Genomic DNA, 23228 nt, shown 5'->3' with positions numbered 1-23228 from the left:
ACAAACTGGTTTTAGCAAAGCTAAACCAGTTTGTTTTTTATTTTTCAGCATTTTTCAAAGCCGCTTCTACCGCTTGAATAATACCTTCACTTGTTCTCGTTGCATTACTAACTACATCTACTTCTGAAGATTGAGCTTCCAATACAGCCTCTGGAATCGCATCGATGGCAGCGTCAGAAATACCTGGGGTATCGCCAGCAGAAACAATTTCAACTTTTGCGATTTTTCCACCTTCTATCACTACTTCTACCTCAATATCAGACTGATAGCCTTTTCCAGTACCTACATAACTTCCATCCTTCCAGTTGCTTTCAGTTTCAGTAGCAGCGGGGGAACTGCTACATCCAACCAAAGCAAATAACATCACTATAATAAATAAAATAGATAGTTTCTTCATTTTTTCCTCCTATCTGTCTCTTGCTTAATCATAAGACACTAAAACTTACATTTCTAAGGTTGCTTCTCTTCAACTCCTTAGAACAGATATGACCGTCTAACCGCCATATCTATTCTGAAGGGTATTGATGAATCAAGATTTTTAATCGATAGCTATATTACTTTAGGTTAGCTGCATTTTTTCCAGCAATTTTACCAAACACAACATCATCTAATGTGTTATTTCCAGCTAAACGACCAGGACCGTATAATCCTCCTAGAATTTCCCCTGCACCATATAAACCAAGAATTGGGTTACCCGCTTCATCAAGGATTTCAGCATTTCTGTTGAAGACTAATCCTCCCATGGTGTAGTGAGAAGATGGTGCTACCTCTACTCCGTAGAATGGAGCAGTTGTCACTTTACCCATTGTTTCTCTGTCAAACTCATCTTGACCTTCATTGTATGCTGCTACTGTAGCTGCTACAACCTCAGCATCTAAACCAAGCTTTTCAGCTAACTCTTCGATTGTATCTGCTTCTATCATACCGCCTCTTTCCACTGCAGCTTTACCATTATTGGTTGCATATACATCCGCATCAAAGATTACATAAGCTACACTATCTTTTTGAGCAAGTACTTCTGGTACTAAATCCAATGGTCTTAAAGTCTCATTTGCAAATCTCTCACCATCTTTATTTACTAAAACGCCGCCTAATCCTTCTTGACTAATAACAGACTCTCTAATCCAGTATCCAGGTGTTGCTAACGGTCTCATTTGATGGTATTCCATATCTCTTGTTGCTGCACCAACGGCAGTTGCCATTCTAAATCCATCTCCAGTAGGGCCTGCTGTACTCATTACATTATGAGCACCTGCAAATTTAGGATTGTATTCCCCTATTAGATCTGGTGCATTACCAAAACCACCTGTTGCTAATACTACAGCATTTGCTTTGATTGTATAAACGTTTCCATCTTTATCTTCAACTTTAGCTCCTACAACGTTACCATCTTCTACGACTAACTCAGTAGCTTTATTATTTAATCTGATTTCTAAATCACTATGCTTTGCAGCTTCATTTTGGAAGGCTGCAACTAGCTGAGCCCCATAATGTCCTTCAGTAGGGATAATCCACCAAGGTTCATCTTCATTAAGCTTATAGCTTAATCCTAGCGAGGTTAACCACTCATAAACTGCATTACTTTCTTCAGCCAAAAGTCGCACTAACTCTTCGTCAGGTATATCTTTTCCCATATCCATGGTTCTATTGATATGATCTTCCACAGTAAAAGGAACTCCTGCCTCTTCGTGTAAAGCTGTATCAGAAGCTGTAAACCCAGTTGCAGAAATCATAGTGTTTCCGCCTACCATTGGCATTTTTTCTACTAGGACAACTTTGGCACCGTTTTCAGCTGCTGTAATAGCAGATACAAGACCAGCACCTCCACCACCGATAACTAATACATCTGTTTCAATATCACTAACTTCCGGTGCCTGTGGCGCTGGATCGTCAGCTTGCACTGGCGGCTTAGCACATCCAACGAGTAAAGCAAATGAAAGGATTAATATGCCTAGCGTTAACAAAGTCTTATTTTTATACATTTTTATTCCTCCTTAAAAATTGTTAAATTAATAACTTTTTTATTAAGTACTTACTAAAAGAATATCACAAATAAAAATAATGAAAATATGTAAAATGTCCCGTCATTAGGGACATATGTCCCTAAAAATTGAATTCTTTGCTACTTTTTTTATGATCTCTAACTTTTATTTTTACTACAATCAGTCTAAAAACGAAAATATAGTAAAATAAAATCTAGTATTTAATTTACCAACCATAGGCGTTAACTCAATACAATTATTACTAAAATTCTCTCGAACTGTGATTTTACTAACACTAAGATCCTTCGACTCCGCTTTGCTCCACTCAGAGTGGCAAATTATGGCTTAAGTTAACGCTAATAATTTGCCAATATGCTTACTGCTGCAAAAAATCAACTAAAAAAGCCCCAATGCAAGGTTTTCAACCTCCACGGGACTTAAGTCTCGACCAAAACAAAGCAGCTTCGGTACGATTTGTGACATTGATTTTATCCATAATTTTACTAACATAATTTCTAACAGTTTTTTCAGAGATCTCTAGGGCGCTGGCAATTTCTTTGTTACTTTTCCCTACACAGAGCAGATCTAAAATCTCTTCCTCCCTCAGAGTTAGCTGCAGATTACTTTTGCCCTTACTACTTTTTATCTGATTTAACACACTTTCTGTCAAACAGGGATCTAAAAATCCAGTTCCTTCATAAACATCAAAAATAGCCTGCATAATTTTCTTGCTTTCAATATTTTTTAGTATGTACCCATCTGCACCAGCTTTGATGGCCTCTATAACAATCTGATCTTCTGCATAAGCAGTTAGCATTAGCACTTTAGACTTCGGTGCCAATGTTTTGATACGTTTACATCCAATCACACCATCCCCGTCTGGTAGTCTTACATCCAGCAACACCACATCTGGTAAAAGCTCTTCTACTAGTTCAATAGCTTCAGTAAGGGTTTCTGCTTCGCCACAAACCACTAGTCGTTGATTTTCTTCTATAAGAGACCGAATACCCCAACGAACAATAGAGTGATCGTCTACTAGCAATATACTAATCTTTTTTTTCACTAGTCTCCTCCTCCCAAGGTGCGATTAACAAAATTTTAACACCTTTACTAGTGTTTTCAATAGCTATGCTACCTTGAATCAATTCTGCCCTCTCCTTCATAGATATAATACCGTAGCTTTTTTCGCTATAAACCATATCTTCTTTAAATCCTTTCCCATTATCCTCCACCGAAACTACAACTACATTTAAATCTGATGTCAACTTAACTTTTACCTTCGTAGCATCTGCATGCTTACATACGTTGTAAAGAGCCTCTTGTACTATATAATAAACATTGGTGGATTTGTCAGGAGAAAGATATCCTAACACGACTGGGGGAATATTGTACTCAAAAGTAATATCTAGATCGCTGATTTTTTCGAACTGCTGAATCAATTCTAATAAACTTGCTTTTAAATCTTCTATTTCGATTCTCTTTGTTACCATTTTAGACATAAAATCACGAATCTGGCTGATCACATCATTAAGATTAGACTTAATTTCTTTTAAATTGTTTCGATGTTGTGAATCCTTTTCTTTTCCCAGTAAATTTTCCACCTGAAGACCTGTGGCAAAAAGATTCTGTATTATTCCATCATGAATCTCCCTGGCTAACTTCTTTCTTTCATTACTAATAAGCTGCATTTTAGTAAGCTGCGTAATCTTTTCATTTGCTTCCCATCTAAAAATATCAATTGCCTGTATAAATAGCACTGTAATAACTACCGCCGCAATTCCTCTTCCTAGTTCAACAGGAAATCCAAAGATATATTGAAATAGCTCCTTATTAATAATATTGGCTGGAAAAAAGTTTTTTTCCCCTACTAATACTCCAGCCAAAATGCCATAAATTATAAAGAAAAAAGCCATTGCTTTATAATTTAAAGCTATTTTATTTAATTTTAATAGACTCATCGTTTTAGATTCTTTTAAAAGGGCACAGGCGGTAATTACCGTGGCTGGAAATCCAAGAAAATATCTACTCAAAGCACTATAAAAAGAAAACCAGAACTCATAGTTATCATGAAAAACAACGGAATATATTACTGCCGTTGCCCACAACAGAAATAAACAAACAGGAATATAACTGCTCCTTTTTCTGTCATGTGTACCCTGAAGTAGTCTCAAACCAAAAATAAGCAAAAACATAAAAGAAAAAGCGTTCAAAAATATCTGTACCAAAAACAATGCAAAATCCCATTCAACATACACACTAGTAATCCTTAACATAATTACCCACTCAGTTATCCCATGAATCACGCCAAAAATACCTAAATATTTAATTGATTTTAATAATTGAAAATTACTGATTTTCACACCCTTTTGCTGAAGAGCTGATATTCCCATCGAGAAAAAAGCTAAACCATAAATAAAAAACAGGATTACATATTCATATTTTCCCATAGAATCATTCCTTATCTATTTAATAATACATTGTTCTATACTCTAGTATTACAAAACCAGTTAGAATATACTTCCCAAAGTTTAGATAAACAGCCAGAGGCTTGATTTGTGAATTTTCAGATAAAATTTTACATTCCACAGTAAAATTTGAAGATAGTATTCACTATATAAGTTATACCCCAAACAATTATACAATATATCATAATAGTTAATTTAACACAATTATTACCAAAATTCTCTTGAACCGTCATACTGAACGTAGTGAAGGAGCTTTCAATAACGAAGAATAACGAAGAATTTTGCTAATACGTAAAGTCCTTCTACTCAGCTTTGCTCCCCTCAAGATAACAAATTATGGTTTAAGTTAACGCTAATGTACAATCTATATATATTTATTCAACAAATCTATAGCATAGAAAAAAAATTCTATTTCTAGTAGTTTCAGCGATTGTCAAAGTTTATAAACTGCAAAAAAGCAAATACTACTTCGACATTTCAATCGAAGTAGTATTTGCTTTTTGGGTTTATAATAAGCAAATTTTAACTTTTTCTAACCTTGCTACAACCAGTTTATTAATGTTGGTTTTTTTCAATATATTCTTCTAACGCTTCTGTAGTTATATCTACAAGTGTTTTATTTTTTGCTTTAGCTACCGTTTCCAGTGCACTTTTAACTTCTTCTTTAAGATTGCGTCCAAGAGGCAACTGAGTTAACGCCTTTAATTTCTCACTAAACTCTGACTTTGATATAGTTTCAAATAAAATACGACCATCTGATCCCTTGACGTCTTCATAGGTCCAACCAGTAGGATTGTAGGTAGACGCCATCTCGTTGAAGCATCTTGTATCTGTCCATATAGCCCCTGTTTGTTTGTCTTCTAGAATAAAGTACATCATCTTCTTTTTTGTCTTTTTAAGTTCTCTATTAATCCCCATTAATTGTCTTATCATTTTTATCCTCTGGCTTTTAAACTACATAGGTCTTGTAAAAAATATAAATCCTTTATATCTTAAACCATTAAGTAATATCTTTACATTCCCTATAAGCCAGAATGCCCCCCTTTCACCTTGAAATATAATATCCCTTTTTGTTTGAAAACGTTTCTTTTCTTGTAATTATTATAGCATAGTTTTTGCAATTTCGCTAGCTTTTTTTGTTATTTCCTTAACGGTAAATGAAAAATCAAATTTATGAATTGTATATTATATACAATTCATAAATTTGACTTTAATAGTTAATGCATTGAATTTTTCATAAATATATCCTTGAATATACTAACATACTGGGGTATGATGCATTTTTATATCCATTATTTTTTTATAATATTTTAATTATTCTTTAAAATGATGCAATATATTCAATTAAATATTTCATATGAAATAAAATTTTCAATTACATGCTTGTTGTTTTCTATTAATTTAATAAAATTTTTTTTAAAATTTATTGTTATTTTCCTTCTAATACATAAGTCCTTCCACATTAGAATCGATTTTTAAATATCGTTTCTCATTAAAACAAAATTCTACTTTAATTCCCCAAGGTTGCATTTACTATGTCAATTCACCCTTCTACTTTTTTTCTGTTTTTTTTGAAATACCCCTTTACATTTTTAAAAATATCCTATATAATGTAGTTCGTGGCTTTAATAAATGTCCTAAAAACTTTATACGCTGATGTAGCTCAGCAGGTAGAGCACTTCCTTGGTAAGGAAGAGGTTCGTGGGTTCAAGTCCCATCATCAGCTCCATTATATTTTGTAAAAATGTGATTTCTAGAAAGAACTAGGGGTTGCATTTTTTTATTACTTTTTTTATTGTAGGAGCCTCAGTGCTCCTTTAAACCGTCTTTTCCACTTCCCTTCCAAAGGATCTTTTGAAACCCCTATAATTGGACGGGTATGCAGAAACTCCTTATTATTTATCATAATGCCCGTATGGGTTATAATATGACGGTTGATGGCAAAGTAAACTAAGTCCAGTGGTTGCAGCTGGTCAACCTCAATGTTTATTCCCCCTAAACCTTTGATTCCTCGTATAAGTCTCTCAGGGTCTTTTCTATACCAGTCTTTTTCTATGGTCACTCCATCATCACTGGGCAGATTTATACCAAATTCTTTATAGAAGAGAATCACAAGTCCTAAGCAGTCAACACCCTTTTCAACGGAACGTCCATTATGAACAAATGGGACATTTCTAAACTGATCAACTAACTTTTCTATGCTATAACTGCTAATTCTTTCCTTCATCTTTTTTACCCCCTAAATTTTAAAGCGTCTTTTTAGACACTTTAGCTTTATGGTAGTATCTTATGAACAGAAAAAAAAATTGATACTGCTTAGCATTTTTTTATATTCCTCTTAAAAACACCTCGATTCGTGTTATATCAATAATATCTATAGGGTATTGCAAGTGGATCCTATAGGTAAAACCTTAAAATTTATGTTATAATATTAGAGAATCTTACTTATTTTAATAATGATATAAAAGGATGATGATGTGTTATGTTAAAGAAATTTATACAGTATTACAAGCCTCACTTACCTCTTTTTATCATGGACTTTAGTTGTGCCTTTGTGATGGCGGGTATGGATTTAGTATTTCCTTTTGTTGTAGGTAAAATGATTGATGATGTGCTTCCCAGCAGAAACCTACAAACCATTTTATGGGTAGGAATTGGAATGCTGGTATTGTATGTCTTCAGGAGTATCTTACAATATACTGTTGATTATTGGGGACATGTATTGGGGGTAAGGATGGAAAAGGATATGCGTAGAGATTTGTTCCATCATTTGCACAAGCTTCCCTTTAATTACTTCGACAATACAAAAACAGGTCATATTATGTCTAGATTAGTGAATGATCTAAATGAAATATCTGAATTAGCCCATCATGGGCCAGAGGACCTTTTTATAGCCACAGTCACTCTAGTAGGATCTTTTTTCATTATGATATTTATTCATGTTCCTTTGACACTGATCACTTTTTCAATTATCCCTATTGTTTTGATCTTTGCAATTTCTAAGAATAAAACAATGCAGCATGCCTTTAGAAACATGAGATTAAAACTAGCAGATATCAATGCCCAAGTAGAAGATAGCGTTGCAGGTGTTCGGGTAGTAAAGTCATTTACAAATGAAGTTTATGAAGAAGAAAAGTTTGCAATAGGTAATAAAAATTTCAAAGAGTCCAAAGAAGTAGGTTACAAGGTCATGGCTGAATTCTTTGCTGGTGTTACTTTTTTTGCTAACTTTATTCATTTAGTCGTTTTAATCTTTGGTGGAATATTTATCTATCAAGGGAGCATGACTACCGGAGAACTGATAGGCTTTTTATTATATGTATCTATGTTTTTACAGCCTATGCGAAAACTTACTATTTTAGTAGAAAACTACCAAAAGGGGATGGCAGGCTTTCATCGTTTTTATGAAACACTGCAGTTGCAACCAGAAATTGTTGATATGCCTAATGCAGAAGATATAGATCAGGTCAAAGGAAGAATTACTTTTAAAAATGTCACCTTTAGTTATAATAATAAAGCTAGTGTCCTAGAGAATATTAGCTTTACTATTCAGCCTGGGGAAACAGTAGCTATTGTAGGACCCTCAGGCGGCGGAAAAACAACCCTTTGCAGTCTTATTCCTAGGTTTTATGAAGTGGATAACGGTATTATCGAAATTGATGATAAGAATATTCAAAAAGTTACACAAAAATCTTTACGTCAAAATATCGGTATTGTGCAACAAGATGTTTTCCTGTTTTCAGGTACAATAAAGGAAAATATTGCTTATGGTAAAATCACCGCTACAGATGAAGAGATTATAGCAGCCGCTAAAAAAGCAAATGCCCATGAATTTATTATGAACTTAGAAAACGGCTATGACACTTATATCGGAGAAAGAGGTGTCAAATTGTCTGGAGGACAAAAACAAAGACTATCTATTGCTAGAATCTTTTTGAAGAATCCTCCTATCCTTATCTTAGATGAAGCTACATCTGCCTTAGATAACGAAACAGAGAAGGTGATTCAGGCATCTTTGCATCACTTATCAGAAAACAGAACAACATTAATTATAGCCCATCGTTTAACTACCATCAGAGAGGCAGATAGAATTATGGTGTTGACAGAAGAAGGAATCGTAGAAGAAGGAGATCACGAAAATTTATTAGCACAGAATGGCGTCTATACAAAGCTATATAAAGCACAATTTAGTGAATTGACTCCTGATGTAGCCTAATATACCAAAACAAAAGTTCCTAAGGATTCTAAAATCCTTAGGAACTTTTCTTTATTACATTAAGTTGTTACTTCTTGAGTTTTTACTTCCACTTTGTTTAGATTTCTGCTTTGCCTTCTGTATTTCTTGCTGCCCAACAGAAGTAGAGTTTTCTAGATTTGGAATGTTACTTGTCATTGTATTTCCTGTTGTTCCCTGTGTTGTATTTTGCATATTGTTCATACTTTGCTTAGCGTTTTCAATTTCTTGTTGTTTAATATTTTTTGTATTTTTTAGATTTGGAGTATTTCCTGTAAAGTTGTTCATTAGAGATCCCTCCAGATATTTATTATAAGCTGAGCTTACATATACTATTATCTGCAAAATCTCTTTTAATATAGGTAGTAAATAATTGCTTGCTTTGCTAAAACTGTTAGCTTGTTAAGTTTTAACATTTTTTTATTTTAAACTCAATTAACCTCAGTGATTATCTAATATTGTGCTAAATACTTTTCAATCTCCCATTGATGCACTTCTTGGCTATATTCTAGCCACTCCTTCTTTTTGGCCTCCACATAGGTTGCATGTATATGAGACCCTAAGGTTTCCTTCATTAGTTGGCTCTTTTCTAATTCTATTACAGCCTCCTTTAAACTCTCAGGAAACTGCTGTATACCACGACTTTTTTTATCCTTATCGTCAATATCATAAATATTTTCATTACAGCAGGATGGCGGCTGAATTTTATTTTTTATTCCTTCAAGCCCAGCAGCTAGTACGGAAGCAAAGGCTAAATAATGATTTGCAGTAGGGTCTGGATTTCTTAGTTCTACTCTTGTGGCTGCTCCTCTTTTTGCTGGAATTCTTATTAAAGGGCTTCTATTGGCAGTGGCCCAAGCAATATCAGTGGGTGCTTCAAACCCAGGTACGAATCGTTTATATGAGTTTACTGTGGCATTGGTAATAGCAGCAAACTCTCTAGCATGCTTTATAAGTCCTCCTATATAATAATAGGCTTCTTGGCTTAAGCCTAGTGAATCATCACTACAATAAAAAGCATTTTCCCCATTTTTATAAAGGGATTGATTAAGATGCATACAGGTTCCATGTTTTCCAGTAATTGGCTTAGGCATGAAGGTAGCATGTAATCCATGTTTTTTCGCAATGCTTTTTACTACCAGTTTAAATGTCGAAACGTTGTCAGCCGTTTTAAGGGCATCATCGTACTTAAAGTCAATTTCATGTTGTCCTGGAGCTACTTCATGGTGAGAAGCTTCAATCTCAAAGCCCATCTCTTCTAAAGTAAGACATATATCTCGTCTTGCCTCTTCCCCTAGATCCGTAGGACCTAAGTCAAAGTACCCAGCATGATCCTGCACCTCTGTAGTAGGTCTTCCTTTCTCGTCAGCTTCAAACAGAAAAAACTCTACCTCTGGACCCACATAAAATTCAAAACCATGTTCTTTTAATTGGCTAATTTTTTTCTTTAAAACATTACGAGGACAGCCTTCAAATGGTGTTCCATCGGGATTATAAACATCACAAATCATTCTTGCTATCTTCCCGTAACCATTTGATTTCCAAGGAAATATGGTGAATGTTGAAGGGTCTGGAGCTAAGTACATATCCGACTCTTCTATTCTTACAAACCCATCAATAGAAGAGCCATCAAACATAATTTCATTATTCAATGCAGTATCTAATTGATTAGGCGTAATAGCTACATTTTTTAATTTACCAAAAACATCAGTAAACTGTAATCTAATGAAGCGTACATTTTCCTCTCTTACAATCCGTTTCACATCGTCACTGTTTAAATTACTCAAAACAAAACCAACTCCTATTTTTTATTGAAAAAAGACTGGGGTTTTCCAGTCCTTTTGTAAGAGTTTACCATATATTTACTTATGCTGCAATTTTCATATACTCGCTTCACCCATCTACATCCCCCTTAAGCATCTATCTCATGGGATTAAATGTGGGAGGTTTAGAATCATTTGCTACTTATATGGGTTTCCTCCTTATTCCTCCAGTATTAGCCTTCTAAAACAGTATCAATTTCAAAACCCTTCAAAAACATATAAGAATACTTCAGCTTATAAGTAAGATAATCCATTTACAAATCTAAAATCTTATATTTCTTCTGCTTTAAGTCTCTCTAGCACCTGCATATCCTCCAATGAAATTCGCCTAGATAAAATAAAGGTTAGTATAAAAGCGGCTAGCAACCTAGTTCCTAGCAAAAGCCATCCATTAGCCCCTACAGCTACAAAAATCAAGGTATCTTCAAAAACAGCATGACAGGATGCCAAAAACACTGTAATCAAAAGCAAATCCCTCTTAGAAACATTTCCTTCTTTAGAGGTTTGAATAATCACCCCTGCCCCATAAGAAAGTCCGAAAATAACACCTACTAATAAAGGGAGGATAGATTCTTTGGATATCTTGAAGATACTAGCTAAAAATTCAAAAGGTTTTATAATCCTTCCTAATATTTTATAATCCCGCAACAGTTGTAAAACAATCATAATAGGGATTACAATAATTGCTATTGAATATACTGAGTTTATGCTGCCCAAGAAGGCTTCTTTTAAAATTTCTACCATAGTATTGTACCAACCCTCCCCATGATAATTCCCGCAACTACTGCCAAGCCTACTCTAATTGCAATAATTTTTCCTACACTAATACCCAATTTTTTAGTAACAGCTGTTTCTATTAAGAGTGAGTGTGAAAAAGATAGCATTATTGCAATAATAGTAATTTCCATAGGTTCTAAAGAAATCGCCTTAATAGCACCAATGGCAGCATATAGGTTGAGAAAGTTTCCTAAAACCAGCACAACCGCTGCCTCACCTGACAAATTAAATATTGCCATTAATGGTTTAAAGGTATGCGCAATCCACTGAATCACAGGGGTATGTTGTAGGAAAGTTACAACAAAATATACAGGTATAATCACCTTTGCTAACATCCATGTAGTTTCTATTCCTTTTTTACAGCCAGTCTTTATTGAGTTTACAAACATAGTCCTTCATCTGTCCTCCCTTATCTGAATACTATAATATTAGTACATAATACAGTTTTAATCATCACTGTATCTGTTTCCAATCCTATTATAGCATAGATAGAATCCTTAGAATAGATTCACAATGTATCTAAAACCTTTAAAACCATTTCTTTTCTTCCTATATTTTTTTGATTATAGTATAATATTTATAGGTATAGTTAAGAAAACTTAAACTTTATTTTAAAAAGGAGGCTATCATCCATGTTATGGTGGACAGAAGAATTAGTTACTGGTATTTTGACAGTTGACCAGCAGCACAAAAGAATATTCGAAAAGACTGGTGAGATTCTTTCTTTAGATATCAACAGTGATACAAAAACCCTTCATACAACCTTTGACTTTTTATCCAATTACGTTATAGAGCATTTTCGTGATGAGGAGGCTGCTATGTTGAAGATGAACTATGAAGATTTTAAAAAACATAGTCAGCAACACACTTACTTCCTTAATGAGTTTTTTAACTTAGCAGCTGAAATAAAACAAGAAAAAGTGGAGGAAAAAACTTTAGATGCTTTGAAACTTTTGGTAATAGAATGGTTAGCAAATCATATTAGTCAAGAAGATAAAAAATTTGCAGATGTCATGCACTCCCTTGCAATATCTTCCGACTGATCTTTTTACTTTTGCCTTTAGCACAGATTCTAAAGAGATCCTACATAATACCACAGCAGAAAAAGAATCATACTTTCTCTGGTACATATACCTCAACAGAAAAAGTATGATTCTTTTTCTTTTTTTGCTACACCTTATTCCTCCTCCACTCTTTCCATTTTGGAGATAGAAACTTCATAAGCAACCTTGTTCAAAACCGCCCCATCCTGCAACTTTTTCTGATACTGCCTGCTTTGGATTCGCCCCCAAGTTCTAACACGGTCTCCTACCTCTAGTTTAGATGAAAACCTAGCATTCCTTCCCCAAGCAATACAGGGGATGTAGTCGGACTTGTTATAAGATCTGTTAACGGCCACTAGTAGGTCTGTGATTTCTCTACCAAAGGGCGTCTCCCTATAAATTGGTTGTTTGCAAATATATCCATCTAAGCAAATTTGGTTTGGATTCTTTATTTCCTCTTCATTATCTGTTATAACAATATCTCTAGCAAATATTGTTAAGATTAATTTATTATTTCCGCTTACAAACTTGTTATAAGACCTCAGCTGCCCTTCTACTTTAATCATACTACCTGCCTTCAAATCTACATCTACCAACAGCCTTTCCGAAACAGTTAAAGGTAAATAGTCGCAGGAGTCACTGAGACGAGGAATCTCCATTGTATACAAATAAAAACCTTCCCCATAAATTTCATGACTAAACTCTTTCTCTCCTAAAATTTTACCTACTAATGTAACCATATTACTGTTTATCACATGTTCTGACATAAAGCCTAACTCCCCCTTCTATTCTTATGTTTATTTTTGGACGAATCTATAAACATTATTATTCGAAGAAAGGATAAATTATGTCTTATATCAAAATGTTTTTATCTAAATTTTCTTTAATTTTATATTTAAGTCATAGGCATTAGCTTAGTGCAATTATTACCGAAATTCTCTCGAACTGTCATCTTGAGCGTAGCGAAGGATCTTGGAGTAACGAAGAATTTTACTAACACTAAGATCCTTCGACTCCGCTTTGCTCCACTCAGGATAATAAATTATAGCTTAAGTTAACGCTAATGATATTTAAGTAAATTTAATGTCTAGGTATAATGTCTCTTTGTTGGTTCATCAAAGCATCTACCTCATCCCATCTGTTTTTTGCCTGGATCATATTAGTAAAAGTTTCAGCACCATAATCCATTCCTTGTGCCCCTAGTAACAATAATATATCACCTGTCTCTAACATGAATAAAGCTTTTTTTACACTAGCTCTAAGCTTATCTTCATACTGGAAGGAAATATTTTCTCTACTTAAAGTTTCTATGTAAATATCTCTTTCCTTTTTACTCACTACATCTAAATGTTTTGTATAATCACTACTGGAGGTTATAATCATACTTTTGATTTTTAAAATAGCATGCCATTGTTTTATCACTTCTGCAATTTCATAATTGATCTCTAAACCTCTATTACCCCTAATGGCATTAATAATATGTAAATTTTTATACTGCATACTCTGAACACTTTCAAATACCGTCTCATAACTGGCAGGATTGTGACAAAAATCATCAATGACTGTGTATTCTCCTCGATAAATTACCTCCATTCTTCTAGGTATAGAAGTAACCTTTCTTAAAGCCTTTGCCATGTGACTTATAGGGATGTCCAACAAAAGGCCGCAAGTTACCGCAGCCAATGTATTATAAATATTATGTTTTCCTAACAAGTTAATTGTAATCGGATGTTCAAATGGTTCAATTTCTACACCCGACAAAGTGGTTAATCCCCTCTGTAAGCAGTAATTAAAAGATGTACTGAAGTCCGTATCAATAGTGGAGGCAGTAATACTAGCTTTAGCATTGAAGCCATAGGTAGCTACAAGAACATGACTATTATTGTTTAGGAGTTTCAAAGCGTGATCATCATCAAGATTAATAACAGCAAATTTTCCCTGTGGCAATTGATCAAATAACTTTTTCTTAGAAAGAATATAGTCCTCCAGTGTTTTATGAAAATTCAAGTGATCTCTTTCGATATTGGTGTGTACCGCAATATCGAATTTGATCCCCTGTACCCTTTCATTCTTTAAGCCATGAGAGGAGACTTCCATTACTACAACTTCCACTTTTTCCTTCACCATCTTATGAAGATAAGCATAGGTCACTTCTGCATCTGGGGTTGTCAGCTTTGTTTTATACTGCTTCTCTTTAATTCTTATATCTAGCGTTCCTATTAAACCAACTGCAATACCATGTTCCTTTAACATCTGATAAATTAAGTGGGTTGTAGTCGTCTTACCATTTGTTCCGGTTACCCCGATAACTTTTAATTTTTCAGTGGGATAGTCATAAAAATTATTACACAAATCACCTAAGGTCTTTCTTGCATTTTCAACTTGTTTTACCACTATATTTTTTATACGAATATTTTTTTCTGTAAAAATAATGGAGGCTCCTTTTTTTACTGCTTCTTCAATAAAATCATTACCATCTCTCGTCTCTCCTTTTATGGCTACAAATGCATATCCTTTTTTTACTTTTCGTGAATCACAAGTAACACCCTTCACCTCAATGTTGTCAATAATCATTTGCTCATCTCCTCTATTGCACTTGTTTAAGTTATCACGAGCTAAAATAAATAAATTACATACTCATAGGCATTAACTTAATACAATTCTTACCAAAATTCTCTCGAACTGTCATCCTGAGCATAGCGAGGATCTTGGAGTAACGAAGAATTTTGCTAATACTAAGATCCCTCGACTCCCCTCAGGATGATAAATAATGGCTTAAGTTAACGCTAATGATTACATACTTAAATAGTATAGTCAAAATGCACCTAAAAGGTGCTTTTTCAACTGTAATTCATTTATTACAAAATGTATAGTCATATATTTTGTATTTGATGAGCAAATTATGTATTAGACAATAGTTTCTAGTTTACTCTCTTTTGTCTTCCAGTAGAATCCATGATATAGTTATCCTTTATAATTAAATCTGATATAGGAACAATAGTATAGCCCTGTTCTTGTAATTTTTCCAATACCAAGGGTAAGTACTCTGCTACGTATTTTGCATTGTTATGAAATAATACTATGGAACCCTTCTTAACATTTCTAGTTACTCGATCTACAACAGGATTGACCCCCATTTCTTTCCAGTCTAAAGAATCAACATCCCACTGGATCGTATGATAGCCTACCTCTGCCGCTGTCTCTATTAGTAAATCATTATAGTCTCCAAAGGGCGGTCTAAAAACAGTCGGTGTTACACCAGTAATCGCTTCTATTTTGTCCCCTGTGGTCTTTAATTCTTTTACAATTTGTTCCTTTGATAATTTAGACATATGTGGATGTGTAGAAGAATGGTTTCCTACTTCATGCCCTCTTTCATGAATTTGTTTTACCATATCCGGGTACTTATCTACCCAAAATCCCACCAAGAAAAAAGTAGTTTTTACATTATATTTATCTAATGTATCTAAAATATCATCTGTAAATTCGTCTCCCCAAGCAGCATCAAAACTAATAGCAATTTTTTTCTCTTCTGTCTCTACGCTATAGATGGGTAACTTCTTTTGGGGTGAAAATACTGTTCCTATCGCCCCCACCGCTCCCCCGAAAAAACTAGTAATGATACCAAAAACTCCTAGCAAAATCAATATACCTATTAAGATGACAGCTACAGTTTTTTTCTTAAAAATATATATCTTCATACTAATCCCCCTATGACAAAGTATTCTATTAAAGTTTATTCTTTATAAATACATTTATGCTGAAATATTATGGTTTTTAGTTAACCTTTTTAAATTTTATGGTTGACTTTTCTTCTTTGAGTGATTATAATAATTTTATATTTCTTCTATAATAACAAAATTTATCTTTAGGAGGGTTTTTATGTCAAAACAAAAAATTACAGTGAAGGATCTTACTTATGTTGCTATTTTTTCAGCTTTAATCGGTATATCTAGCTATATTTCTATTCCTACACCTTTTTCTGAGGTGCCTATCACAGCTCAAACCCTAGTAGTGATGCTGGCAGGCAGCGTTTTAACAATAAAGCAAGGTTTTTTGAGTGGCATTGTCTATATTCTTTTAGGTGCTATAGGGGCTCCTGTCTTTGCTGGCGGCAGAGCAGGAATCAGTGTTTTAGTAGGAAGCAGTGGTGGCTATATTATCAGCTACCCCATCGCTATTGCAGTAATCGCACATCTGCGAGGAAGTGGTACCCATTGGCTGCGTTTAGGTGTAGTTAATATTCTAGGGGGGATCATTGTTATTTATGCTTTTGGTATAACATGGTTAAGTATTGTTACTGGCATGGGACTTGCCCAAGCCTTTCAGGTAGGCGCTTTATTATTTATTCCTGGTGATTTACTTAAGGTGCTTATTGCTACACCGTTGGCTATAAAGCTAAATCAGCGTATTGGAAGGGTTATAACAGTATAGTAAAAAGTTTTATTGAAAAACTATCTTTTATCTTCTAAAAAGCCTCCAGTTTTATATACTTTTTAAAAAGGTATTTAAAGTGGGGGTGATTTGCTTGTTTATGGTTTTATCAGGTGTTTCTACTGGTTTAGGTTTGTTTTTACTAGGAATGAAGTTTTTAACAGAGGGTCTACGTCAAGTTACTTCTAGCCGATTAAAGCACATGATCACAGGTTTAGGACTTCATCCTATTCTAGGTATCTTAATCGGTATGATTGTCACAGCCCTCTTGCAGTCCAGCAGTGGCACCACCATTATTGTGGTGGGATTGGTAGAGGCTCAGTTGCTGACCCTTTATCAGGCTACCTCTATTATTATGGGGGCAAATATCGGTACTACTGTTACTGCACAACTTATTGCTTTTCAACCAAGCAAGTACATTTTTTTGCCTCTATTAATAGGTTTACTTCTCTCTTTTCATAAAACCAACAAAAAATTACGCTTTATGGGAGAAACGCTCCTGGGTTTTAGTCTTATTTTTATAGGAATAGACTTGCTAAGTAAAGGTCTTCATCCTCTTCAACAGCTTACAAGATTTCAAGAGATTCTTATAACATTTGGTCAACGTCCAATTTTAGGTATAATTATGGGTTTTTGTACAACAGCTATTATTCAAAGCAGCAGTACTGGTGTAGCTATATTGCAGTCTTTGGCTGCTAATAAGCTTATTTCTTTATCGGCTGCTGTTGCTATCTTACTTGGACAAAATATCGGTACCTGTGTTACTACACTACTATCCAGCATTCATCTCACTGTTATAGGAAAACGAGCCGCCTTTATTCATCTTCTTTTTAATCTTCTAGGGGTTTTAATTTTTTTCCCTTTTATGGGGGTTTTATGTGGTATTTCTCAGACCACTGCTCCTACTAATGCCGCTAGACAGATTGCCCATGCCCACAGCTTATTTAACATTTTTTCTACAATTGTGTTTATTCCATTTATTTCACTTTTTGTAAAATTATCCAACATAATTATAAAAGAATAAGATACATATATTTCTAATATTTACAAAAAATAAAGGAGATTAAAGTAAAGATAGGTGGTGTAGTCATGGCAGATAAAATTATTCGAGTAAATATGGGAACAAAAGAGATCACCGTCAAGGACCTTGACGAAAGATTTACTCACCTAGGGGGCAGGGGTCTTACCTCTCAAATTGTATATGAAGAGGTAAGACCTACTTGTAATCCCTTAGGAGAAGAAAACAAGCTGATATTCTCTCCAGGCTTACTAACAGGAACGATGGCGCCTTCTTCTGGCAGGCTTTCTGTTGGGGGTAAAAGTCCTTTGACAAAAGGAATTAAGGAAGCAAATGCTGGAGGGGTAGTCGGTCAAAAGATGGCCAATTTAGGTATCCGAGCAATCGTTATAGAGGGATTACCTTTGGAGGTAGACCTACATGTTTTAATTGTAAATGATGAAGGTGTAAAATTACAAACTTGCCCTGAGCTGAAGGGAAAAGGTTGTTACGAGACTACAGATGTTTTAAGACAGAAGTATGGTGAAAAAGCGGCTGTCTGCTGTATTGGCCCATCAGGAGAAATGCTGATGACAAATGCTGGTATTGCTACTTCTGACGCAGAAGGAAATGCTAGTCGTTTTGCAGCTCGTGGTGGACTAGGTGCGGTCATGGGATCAAAAGGATTAAAGGCTATTGTAGTAGAAACAAGCAAGAAACGTTCTACCCAAATCCACGATGAGGAAAACTTCAAAAAAGCTGCCAAGCGCTTAACAACAATGCTACAAGACCATCCTGTAACAGGAGAAGGATTAACGAAATATGGAACCAATATCCTGATGAACATTATCAACGAAGCAGGAGGACTACCTACTAAAAACTTTGCTCAGGGAAGATTTGAACATGCTGATGCTATTGGCGGGGAAAAACTAGCTGAGATAGCAGAAGCCCGTGGCGGTTCAGCCACCCATAGATGTATGCCAGGGTGTGTTATAGGCTGCTCTAATGAATATCCCTTACCTTCTGGAAAAACAATTTCTCCAATAGAGTACGAAACTGCTTGGGCTTTTGGTGCTCATTGTGAAATTTCCAGTTTAGATGACATTGGTGAATTAAACTGGTTAGCCAATGATTTGGGATTGGATACAATAGAAGCAGGAGGAACTTTAGGGATTCTAATGGAGGCAGGGGTTATTCCTTGGGGAGACGGCAAAAAAGCTTTAGAAGCATTAGCAGAAGTAGGCAAAGGCAGCCCCCTTGGAAGAATCATTGGTCAAGGCTCGGTCTTTACTGGACAGGCTTTTGGCGTCACAAAAATAGCAGCGGTTAAAGGGCAACATATGCCGGCATACGATCCAAGAAGTATCAAAGGAATAGGCGTGACCTATGCTACCACACCGATGGGAGCTGATCATACTGCTGGTTATTGTATTACAGCCAACATACTAAAAGTAGGGGGCGTGGTAGATCCTTTAAAACGTGAGGGTCAGGTGGATCTTTCTAGAAACCTACAAATAGCCAGCACGCTGATAGATTCAACAGGATTTTGCTTATTTATTGCCTTTGCTATTCTAGATAATGAAGATGCTATGCCAACGATTGTTGAATTGTTAAATACACGCTTTGGTTGGAACTTCAGTGTAGAAGATGCCCTTATGTTAGGTCAAAGAACATTAAAAGTAGAAAGAGATTTTAATGTTCAAGCTGGATTTACAAAAGAACATGATCGTTTGCCAGATTTCATGATGAAAGAAAAATTAGCACCTCATGATATTCACTTCGATATCGGTGCAGAAGAGTTGGATACTTTTTATAACTTTTAGTTGTGCTTATGTTCTAGTATTGCTGAGTAATTTAAACATCTCATAAGTAGGGTGTGCTATAGTATACCCTACTTATGAGGATGCTTTAATAGGAATCGGACTTTTTCTATGTCCTATCTACAAAGAGTCTATATTTTTATGTAATTCTTTTTCAATCAAGACTTTTCCATAACTACTTTCTGGACGGTGAAAGACTTTTAAAGCATTACCTTTTTCAATAATCTCTCCTTGCCACATAATATAAGCCTCATCTGCAATTTTTCTAGCCAGCATCAAATCATGGGTAATATAAAGCATAGCAAAACCCCTTGTATTTTGTAGACCCTTTAGAAGTCTTAACACATTGGCTTTGGTGGAGGGGTCCAACATAGAGCTGATCTCATCAGCAATCAATAGTTTAGGTTCCATAATCAAGCTTCGAGCAATAGCTAGTCGTTGTCGTTGTCCTCCGCTTAAAGTACTGCACTGTCTTTGTAGAAAATTTTCTGATATAGGTAATTGTACTTCCTCTAGTACTTTTTTTACCTTTATCTTTCGCTCTTCTTTTTTTTCTAGCTTTAAAATATCCAAGGGTTCTCGGACGATTTCTTCTATAGTAAAACTTTCATTGGTGGCTGAAAAAGGATCTTGAAAAACCATCTGTATTCCGTTCTTTATTTTAGTAAAATTATTTCCTTTTACAAACTTCCCTTCAAAAAAAACTTCACCAGCATCTTCCTTCAGCAAACCACTTAAGATGGAGGCTAAGGTAGTTTTTCCAGATCCAGATTGACCGATCAAAGCCACAATTTCTCCAGAACGGATTTTAATATGACAGTTTTTACAGGCATTTGTCACTTGATTTTTATAAACATAGCTTTTACTAATGTTTTTCCCTTCTAAAAGTGTGATAATTCCCCCACGATTGCAGGCTACCCTTCTTTCTAAGGAAGTATATTCTAAGGTTGGGGCAGTAAATTGACAACCCTCAGATTTTTGTATACATCTATGATAAAAGACACATCCTTCTTTTTTATCCTCTATATCTTCTCCCGGTATACCCCACAGATCTTGGTAAGGATTAATGTCCAGCGAGGCGTTGAGAAGTCCCCTTGTATAGGTGTGCAGAGGATTTTCCATAACATCCTTTGTAAATCCCTCCTCTAGAATCTTACCGCTATACATCACTAAAGCCCTAGTACTTAACCTTTTGATTACATACATATCATGAGATATGAGCAGCATAGTGATTTTTTTTTGTTTTTGTAGTTTATAGAGTAGATCTATAATTTCTTCTCTAGTAGCAGCGTCTAGTGCAGTTGTGGGTTCATCAACAATCAATACCTCAGGATCACAACATAGTGCCATAGCAATCAAAACCTTCTGTCGCATACCTCCAGAAAGCTGATGAGGATAGTGGGTTAACCATCTTTCCTCTAAGCTCACCATAAGACATAGTTCCTTTATTTTCTTTTCTATTTCCTTTTCAACAAAGTTAGTATGCTGTCTTAAACCTTCAGCTATTTGTTCATAAATAGTTAAAACAGGGTTTAGTATATCCAGATGATTTTGATAAACAATAGCAATATTTTTCCACCTATATCTATTTCTTTCTTTTTCTGACAAAGCACTGATTTCTATTTCTTTATAATAAATTTTTCCTTCGATAGCAGTATTCTTTTCTAATAGCCCCATAATTGCCATAGCTATGGTTGTTTTACCACTGCCAGACTCCCCTATAATCCCTAAGGTGCTACCCTGCTCAACAGCAAATGAAGCTTTCTTTACAGCAGGAATCCCGCCTTGACTGTAGCAAACTGCTAGATCTTCAACCTGTAATACTTTGTTTTCCATAATCATCCACCCTCTTTCTTTCTATTTCTTTGCCTATAAAAGAAACTGCTAGTACCAGCATAAGGATGCAAATCAGAGGAAATAACACCCACCACTTCCAAAAATCTGTGAAGTAGATGCCTCTAAAAGCCATAGCGTGGTTTAACATCAGTCCCCAGCTTTTAGAAGTTGGATCTCCCAGACCTAAAAAAGCAAGCCCTGCTTCAGCTACGATGGCTCTACTCACTAGCTTAATAAAACTTACCATTGCCAAAGATAAAATTTGCGGTAAGAAGTGCTTGATGGTTATATAGAAAAAGCCAGCACCATAGCCTTCTGCTGCTTTTATATATTTTTCTTCTTTAATGGTTAATATCTTGGAACGTACAATTCTAGCAGGTGTCGTCCAAGAAAACAGCGTAAGTACAAGAATAATATTTCTTAGACTTGGTCCAAAGAAAGCACCCAAGACAATCATCATTGGTAATTCTGGGATAACAATCATTAGATCTGTAACCCCCATAATACATCCATCTATTTTCCCTCCGTAATAAGCTGCTAAAATCCCCAACAGTCCACCCAAACCTACTGCAAGCAATGCTGTTGAAAATCCCACCAGCAAACTAACCCTAGCACCAAAACAAATCTGTGCCCAAAGATCTATTCCTAGATCATCTGTCCCCATCCAATGAACTTTAGAGGGAGACTCTAGGGGAGCACCAGAAGGCAGGTGATAAGGGTGAGGAGATAAAAAAGACCCTAAAATAGCTAAAATTAGAAAAAACATGATGATACCTATAGATAGCTTACCTATAAAAGAAATTTGCTTCATTCTCGTGATTATTTTTTTCATTTAATTCACCCTAGGATCCAGTTTTTTATAAACAATTTCCGCTGTAAAGTTCATGGTCAAAACCAGTATAGTCATTACTAAAAATATCCCCTGTATTAAGGGATAATCCCTAAAAAATACCGCTTGTCTCATCAGACTGCCAATTCCAGGATATTTAAATACATTTTCCACCAAAACGGCTCCTCCTAAAATAGAACCTAAACTCAGGAAAATTCTAGTAACCACTGGAGGTATAGCATTCTTAAGACCATGCAAAAAAAGAATTCTTGTTTTCTTTAAACCTTTTCCCCTAGCAGTTCGCATATAATCCTTCTCTAATATATGAATCATACTATTTCGTGTCAATAGATAAAAAACCCCTGCTCTCGTGATAGTTAAAGCAACGATTGGCAATATAGCATGATGTAGGATATCATAAAATTTTTCTCCAGCAGAAGAAAACTCGGTAAAATGGCTGGCTCCCCCCGATAGAGGAAAAAGCCTCAAATGAGCTGCAAAATAAAATAAAAGCAATAAAGCTACTAAAAAGGAAGGGATTTCTGACAAAGTAATAAAGAAAAAGTACAAAAATTTATCAAGAAAACTATTCTTTAAATAAGCTGATAAACTACCTAAAATAATGCCTATTAAAGAACTGAAAAAAATTGCTGCCACTACTAAAGATAAAGTCCAAAAGATACGATTTATAATAATGGTCAATACTTTTTCCTTATAAAAAATACTATAGCCTAAATCCCCCTTCAACATATTAGTAATATAGCTAATATATTGTTTTCTTAAAGGCTGATCTAAACCATAGTAAGCCTTATATCTTTCAATATCTTCATAGGAGAAGGTGGTGTTTACCTGCCCTTCCTCTGATGATAAAAATGTAAAGGGGTCCCCAGGCATTAGCCTGGGGATAAAAAAATTTAGGGTTATAATACATAGAAAGGTAATGGCATATTGTTTTAGTTTTATGGTTTTTACCTTCTTCATAAACAAC

At 35.0% G+C, this 23228-nt stretch carries 21 protein-coding genes and 1 tRNA gene; 6 read left to right on the top strand and 16 right to left on the bottom strand.

The genetic code is table 11. The features are described 5' to 3' along the window. Positions 1-37 precede the first annotated feature (37 nt). From CACET_RS04015 to CACET_RS03995, 5 genes are all read right to left on the bottom strand, one after another. Positions 38-397 (bottom strand): FMN-binding protein, encoded by a 360-nt coding sequence (locus CACET_RS04015; protein WP_044825810.1) that lies wholly within the window; start codon positions 395-397, stop codon positions 38-40. Between the two features lie 157 nt (positions 398-554). Continuing rightward, entirely contained in the window at positions 555-1982 is a 1428-nt protein-coding gene (locus tag CACET_RS04010) for an FAD-dependent oxidoreductase (protein WP_044825809.1), read from the bottom strand. Positions 1983-2403: 421 nt separating this feature from the next. Further along, positions 2404-3045 carry a response regulator gene (locus CACET_RS04005; RefSeq protein ID WP_044825808.1) on the bottom strand — a complete coding sequence of 214 codons (642 nt, stop codon included), beginning with the start codon at positions 3043-3045 and terminating at the stop codon, positions 2404-2406. Next, complete coding sequence (locus CACET_RS04000) at positions 3029-4429, bottom strand: sensor histidine kinase (RefSeq protein WP_044825807.1); 1401 nt, start codon at positions 4427-4429, stop codon at positions 3029-3031. The genes CACET_RS04005 and CACET_RS04000 overlap by 17 nt, the downstream gene beginning before the upstream one ends. Positions 4430-5002: 573 nt before the next feature. Beyond that, complete coding sequence (locus CACET_RS03995; RefSeq protein ID WP_044825806.1) at positions 5003-5380, bottom strand: hypothetical protein; 378 nt, start codon at positions 5378-5380, stop codon at positions 5003-5005. A 719-nt stretch (positions 5381-6099) separates the two neighbouring features. On the opposite strand from CACET_RS03995, the gene CACET_RS03990 reads away from it, so the two are divergent. After that, positions 6100-6176 (top strand) — tRNA-Thr (locus CACET_RS03990). 63 nt (positions 6177-6239) lie between these two features. On the opposite strand, the gene CACET_RS03985 is transcribed toward CACET_RS03990, so the two are convergent. After that, a complete protein-coding gene (locus CACET_RS03985) occupies positions 6240-6674 on the bottom strand; it encodes a C40 family peptidase (protein WP_044825805.1) in 435 nt (144 codons plus the stop codon). A 255-nt stretch (positions 6675-6929) separates the two neighbouring features. Here CACET_RS03985 and CACET_RS03980 point away from each other — a divergent pair, with 255 nt between their 5' ends. Then, positions 6930-8663 (top strand): ABC transporter ATP-binding protein, encoded by a 1734-nt coding sequence (locus CACET_RS03980; protein ID WP_044825804.1) that lies wholly within the window; start codon positions 6930-6932, stop codon positions 8661-8663. A gap of 54 nt (positions 8664-8717) precedes the next feature. Here CACET_RS03980 and CACET_RS03975 read toward each other — a convergent pair whose 3' ends face one another. The 4 genes from CACET_RS03975 to CACET_RS03960 all read right to left on the bottom strand — a co-directional run bounded on the left by CACET_RS03975 (position 8718) and on the right by CACET_RS03960 (position 11670). Next, entirely contained in the window at positions 8718-8969 is a 252-nt protein-coding gene (locus CACET_RS03975) for a hypothetical protein (protein ID WP_044825803.1), read from the bottom strand. Positions 8970-9133: 164 nt separating this feature from the next. After that, a complete protein-coding gene (glnA, locus tag CACET_RS03970) occupies positions 9134-10468 on the bottom strand; it encodes a type I glutamate--ammonia ligase (protein ID WP_044825802.1) in 1335 nt (444 codons plus the stop codon). A 306-nt stretch (positions 10469-10774) separates the two neighbouring features. Further along, complete coding sequence (locus CACET_RS03965) at positions 10775-11248, bottom strand: nucleoside recognition domain-containing protein (RefSeq protein WP_044825801.1); 474 nt, start codon at positions 11246-11248, stop codon at positions 10775-10777. Continuing rightward, positions 11242-11670, bottom strand: a complete 429-nt coding sequence (locus CACET_RS03960; RefSeq protein WP_044825800.1) for a nucleoside recognition domain-containing protein — start codon at positions 11668-11670, stop codon at positions 11242-11244. Before CACET_RS03960 ends, CACET_RS03965 begins: the two co-directional genes overlap by 7 nt. A gap of 243 nt (positions 11671-11913) precedes the next feature. On the opposite strand from CACET_RS03960, the gene CACET_RS03955 reads away from it, so the two are divergent. Next, entirely contained in the window at positions 11914-12324 is a 411-nt protein-coding gene (locus CACET_RS03955) for a bacteriohemerythrin (protein ID WP_044825799.1), read from the top strand. A gap of 134 nt (positions 12325-12458) precedes the next feature. Here CACET_RS03955 and CACET_RS03950 read toward each other — a convergent pair whose 3' ends face one another. The 3 genes from CACET_RS03950 to pdaB all read right to left on the bottom strand — a co-directional run bounded on the left by CACET_RS03950 (position 12459) and on the right by pdaB (position 16025). Continuing rightward, positions 12459-13091 (bottom strand): single-stranded DNA-binding protein, encoded by a 633-nt coding sequence (locus tag CACET_RS03950; protein ID WP_044825798.1) that lies wholly within the window; start codon positions 13089-13091, stop codon positions 12459-12461. 313 nt (positions 13092-13404) lie between these two features. Beyond that, entirely contained in the window at positions 13405-14898 is a 1494-nt protein-coding gene (locus tag CACET_RS03945; protein ID WP_082058275.1) for a Mur ligase family protein, read from the bottom strand. Between the two features lie 347 nt (positions 14899-15245). After that, positions 15246-16025, bottom strand: a complete 780-nt coding sequence (pdaB, locus tag CACET_RS03940) for a polysaccharide deacetylase family sporulation protein PdaB (protein WP_044825797.1) — start codon at positions 16023-16025, stop codon at positions 15246-15248. 181 nt (positions 16026-16206) lie between these two features. On the opposite strand from pdaB, the gene CACET_RS03935 reads away from it, so the two are divergent. From CACET_RS03935 to CACET_RS03925, 3 genes are all read left to right on the top strand, one after another. After that, the gene (locus tag CACET_RS03935; RefSeq protein WP_044825796.1) at positions 16207-16758 is read left to right on the top strand and encodes a biotin transporter BioY; all 552 of its coding nucleotides are present in this window, start codon (positions 16207-16209) and stop codon (positions 16756-16758) included. Positions 16759-16858: 100 nt separating this feature from the next. Then, positions 16859-17782: a Na/Pi cotransporter family protein gene (locus CACET_RS03930; RefSeq protein ID WP_044825825.1), complete on the top strand. Its 924-nt coding sequence runs from the start codon at positions 16859-16861 to the stop codon at positions 17780-17782. A gap of 65 nt (positions 17783-17847) precedes the next feature. Further along, positions 17848-19578, top strand: coding sequence for an aldehyde ferredoxin oxidoreductase family protein (locus tag CACET_RS03925; RefSeq protein ID WP_044825795.1), 1731 nt, complete (start codon positions 17848-17850; stop codon positions 19576-19578). 117 nt (positions 19579-19695) lie between these two features. Here the strand turns inward: CACET_RS03925 and CACET_RS03920 are convergent, their stop codons facing one another. From CACET_RS03920 to CACET_RS03910, 3 genes are read right to left on the bottom strand one after another with little or no spacing between them, the layout of a single operon-like run. Next, the gene (locus CACET_RS03920) at positions 19696-21411 is read right to left on the bottom strand and encodes an ABC transporter ATP-binding protein (protein ID WP_044825794.1); all 1716 of its coding nucleotides are present in this window, start codon (positions 21409-21411) and stop codon (positions 19696-19698) included. Beyond that, positions 21386-22243, bottom strand: a complete 858-nt coding sequence (locus CACET_RS03915) for an ABC transporter permease (protein ID WP_044825793.1) — start codon at positions 22241-22243, stop codon at positions 21386-21388. Before CACET_RS03915 ends, CACET_RS03920 begins: the two co-directional genes overlap by 26 nt. Beyond that, the gene (locus CACET_RS03910; protein WP_044825824.1) at positions 22244-23221 is read right to left on the bottom strand and encodes an ABC transporter permease; all 978 of its coding nucleotides are present in this window, start codon (positions 23219-23221) and stop codon (positions 22244-22246) included. Positions 23222-23228 lie beyond the last annotated feature (7 nt).

This window comes from Clostridium aceticum (genome assembly GCF_001042715.1).
GTDB lineage: Bacteria > Bacillota > Clostridia > Peptostreptococcales > Natronincolaceae > Andreesenella > Andreesenella acetica.
Note: the sequence above shows the minus strand (reverse complement) of the source record. Positions and strands in the feature narration are given on the sequence as shown.

Excerpts from the sequence above, each read along its gene's own strand:
- CACET_RS03935 (WP_044825796.1), top strand. The coding sequence starts at position 16,207 with ATGTCAAAACAAAAAATTACAGTGAAGGATCTTACTTATGTTGCTATT.
- CACET_RS03960 (WP_044825800.1), bottom strand. The coding sequence starts at position 11,670 with ATGTTTGTAAACTCAATAAAGACTGGCTGTAAAAAAGGAATAGAAACT.
- CACET_RS03950 (WP_044825798.1), bottom strand. The coding sequence starts at position 13,091 with ATGTCAGAACATGTGATAAACAGTAATATGGTTACATTAGTAGGTAAA.
- CACET_RS03965 (WP_044825801.1), bottom strand. The coding sequence starts at position 11,248 with ATGGTAGAAATTTTAAAAGAAGCCTTCTTGGGCAGCATAAACTCAGTA.
- CACET_RS03915 (WP_044825793.1), bottom strand. The coding sequence starts at position 22,243 with ATGAAAAAAATAATCACGAGAATGAAGCAAATTTCTTTTATAGGTAAG.
- CACET_RS03995 (WP_044825806.1), bottom strand. The coding sequence starts at position 5,380 with ATGATAAGACAATTAATGGGGATTAATAGAGAACTTAAAAAGACAAAA.
- CACET_RS03975 (WP_044825803.1), bottom strand. The coding sequence starts at position 8,969 with ATGAACAACTTTACAGGAAATACTCCAAATCTAAAAAATACAAAAAAT.
- CACET_RS04010 (WP_044825809.1), bottom strand. The coding sequence starts at position 1,982 with ATGTATAAAAATAAGACTTTGTTAACGCTAGGCATATTAATCCTTTCA.
- CACET_RS04015 (WP_044825810.1), bottom strand. The coding sequence starts at position 397 with ATGAAGAAACTATCTATTTTATTTATTATAGTGATGTTATTTGCTTTG.
- CACET_RS03980 (WP_044825804.1), top strand. The coding sequence starts at position 6,930 with ATGTTAAAGAAATTTATACAGTATTACAAGCCTCACTTACCTCTTTTT.
- CACET_RS04000 (WP_044825807.1), bottom strand. The coding sequence starts at position 4,429 with ATGGGAAAATATGAATATGTAATCCTGTTTTTTATTTATGGTTTAGCT.
- CACET_RS03985 (WP_044825805.1), bottom strand. The coding sequence starts at position 6,674 with ATGAAGGAAAGAATTAGCAGTTATAGCATAGAAAAGTTAGTTGATCAG.
- CACET_RS03955 (WP_044825799.1), top strand. The coding sequence starts at position 11,914 with ATGTTATGGTGGACAGAAGAATTAGTTACTGGTATTTTGACAGTTGAC.
- CACET_RS03920 (WP_044825794.1), bottom strand. The coding sequence starts at position 21,411 with ATGGAAAACAAAGTATTACAGGTTGAAGATCTAGCAGTTTGCTACAGT.
- CACET_RS03945 (WP_082058275.1), bottom strand. The coding sequence starts at position 14,898 with ATGATTATTGACAACATTGAGGTGAAGGGTGTTACTTGTGATTCACGA.
- pdaB (WP_044825797.1), bottom strand. The coding sequence starts at position 16,025 with ATGAAGATATATATTTTTAAGAAAAAAACTGTAGCTGTCATCTTAATA.
- CACET_RS03925 (WP_044825795.1), top strand. The coding sequence starts at position 17,848 with ATGGCAGATAAAATTATTCGAGTAAATATGGGAACAAAAGAGATCACC.
- CACET_RS03930 (WP_044825825.1), top strand. The coding sequence starts at position 16,859 with ATGGTTTTATCAGGTGTTTCTACTGGTTTAGGTTTGTTTTTACTAGGA.
- CACET_RS03910 (WP_044825824.1), bottom strand. The coding sequence starts at position 23,221 with ATGAAGAAGGTAAAAACCATAAAACTAAAACAATATGCCATTACCTTT.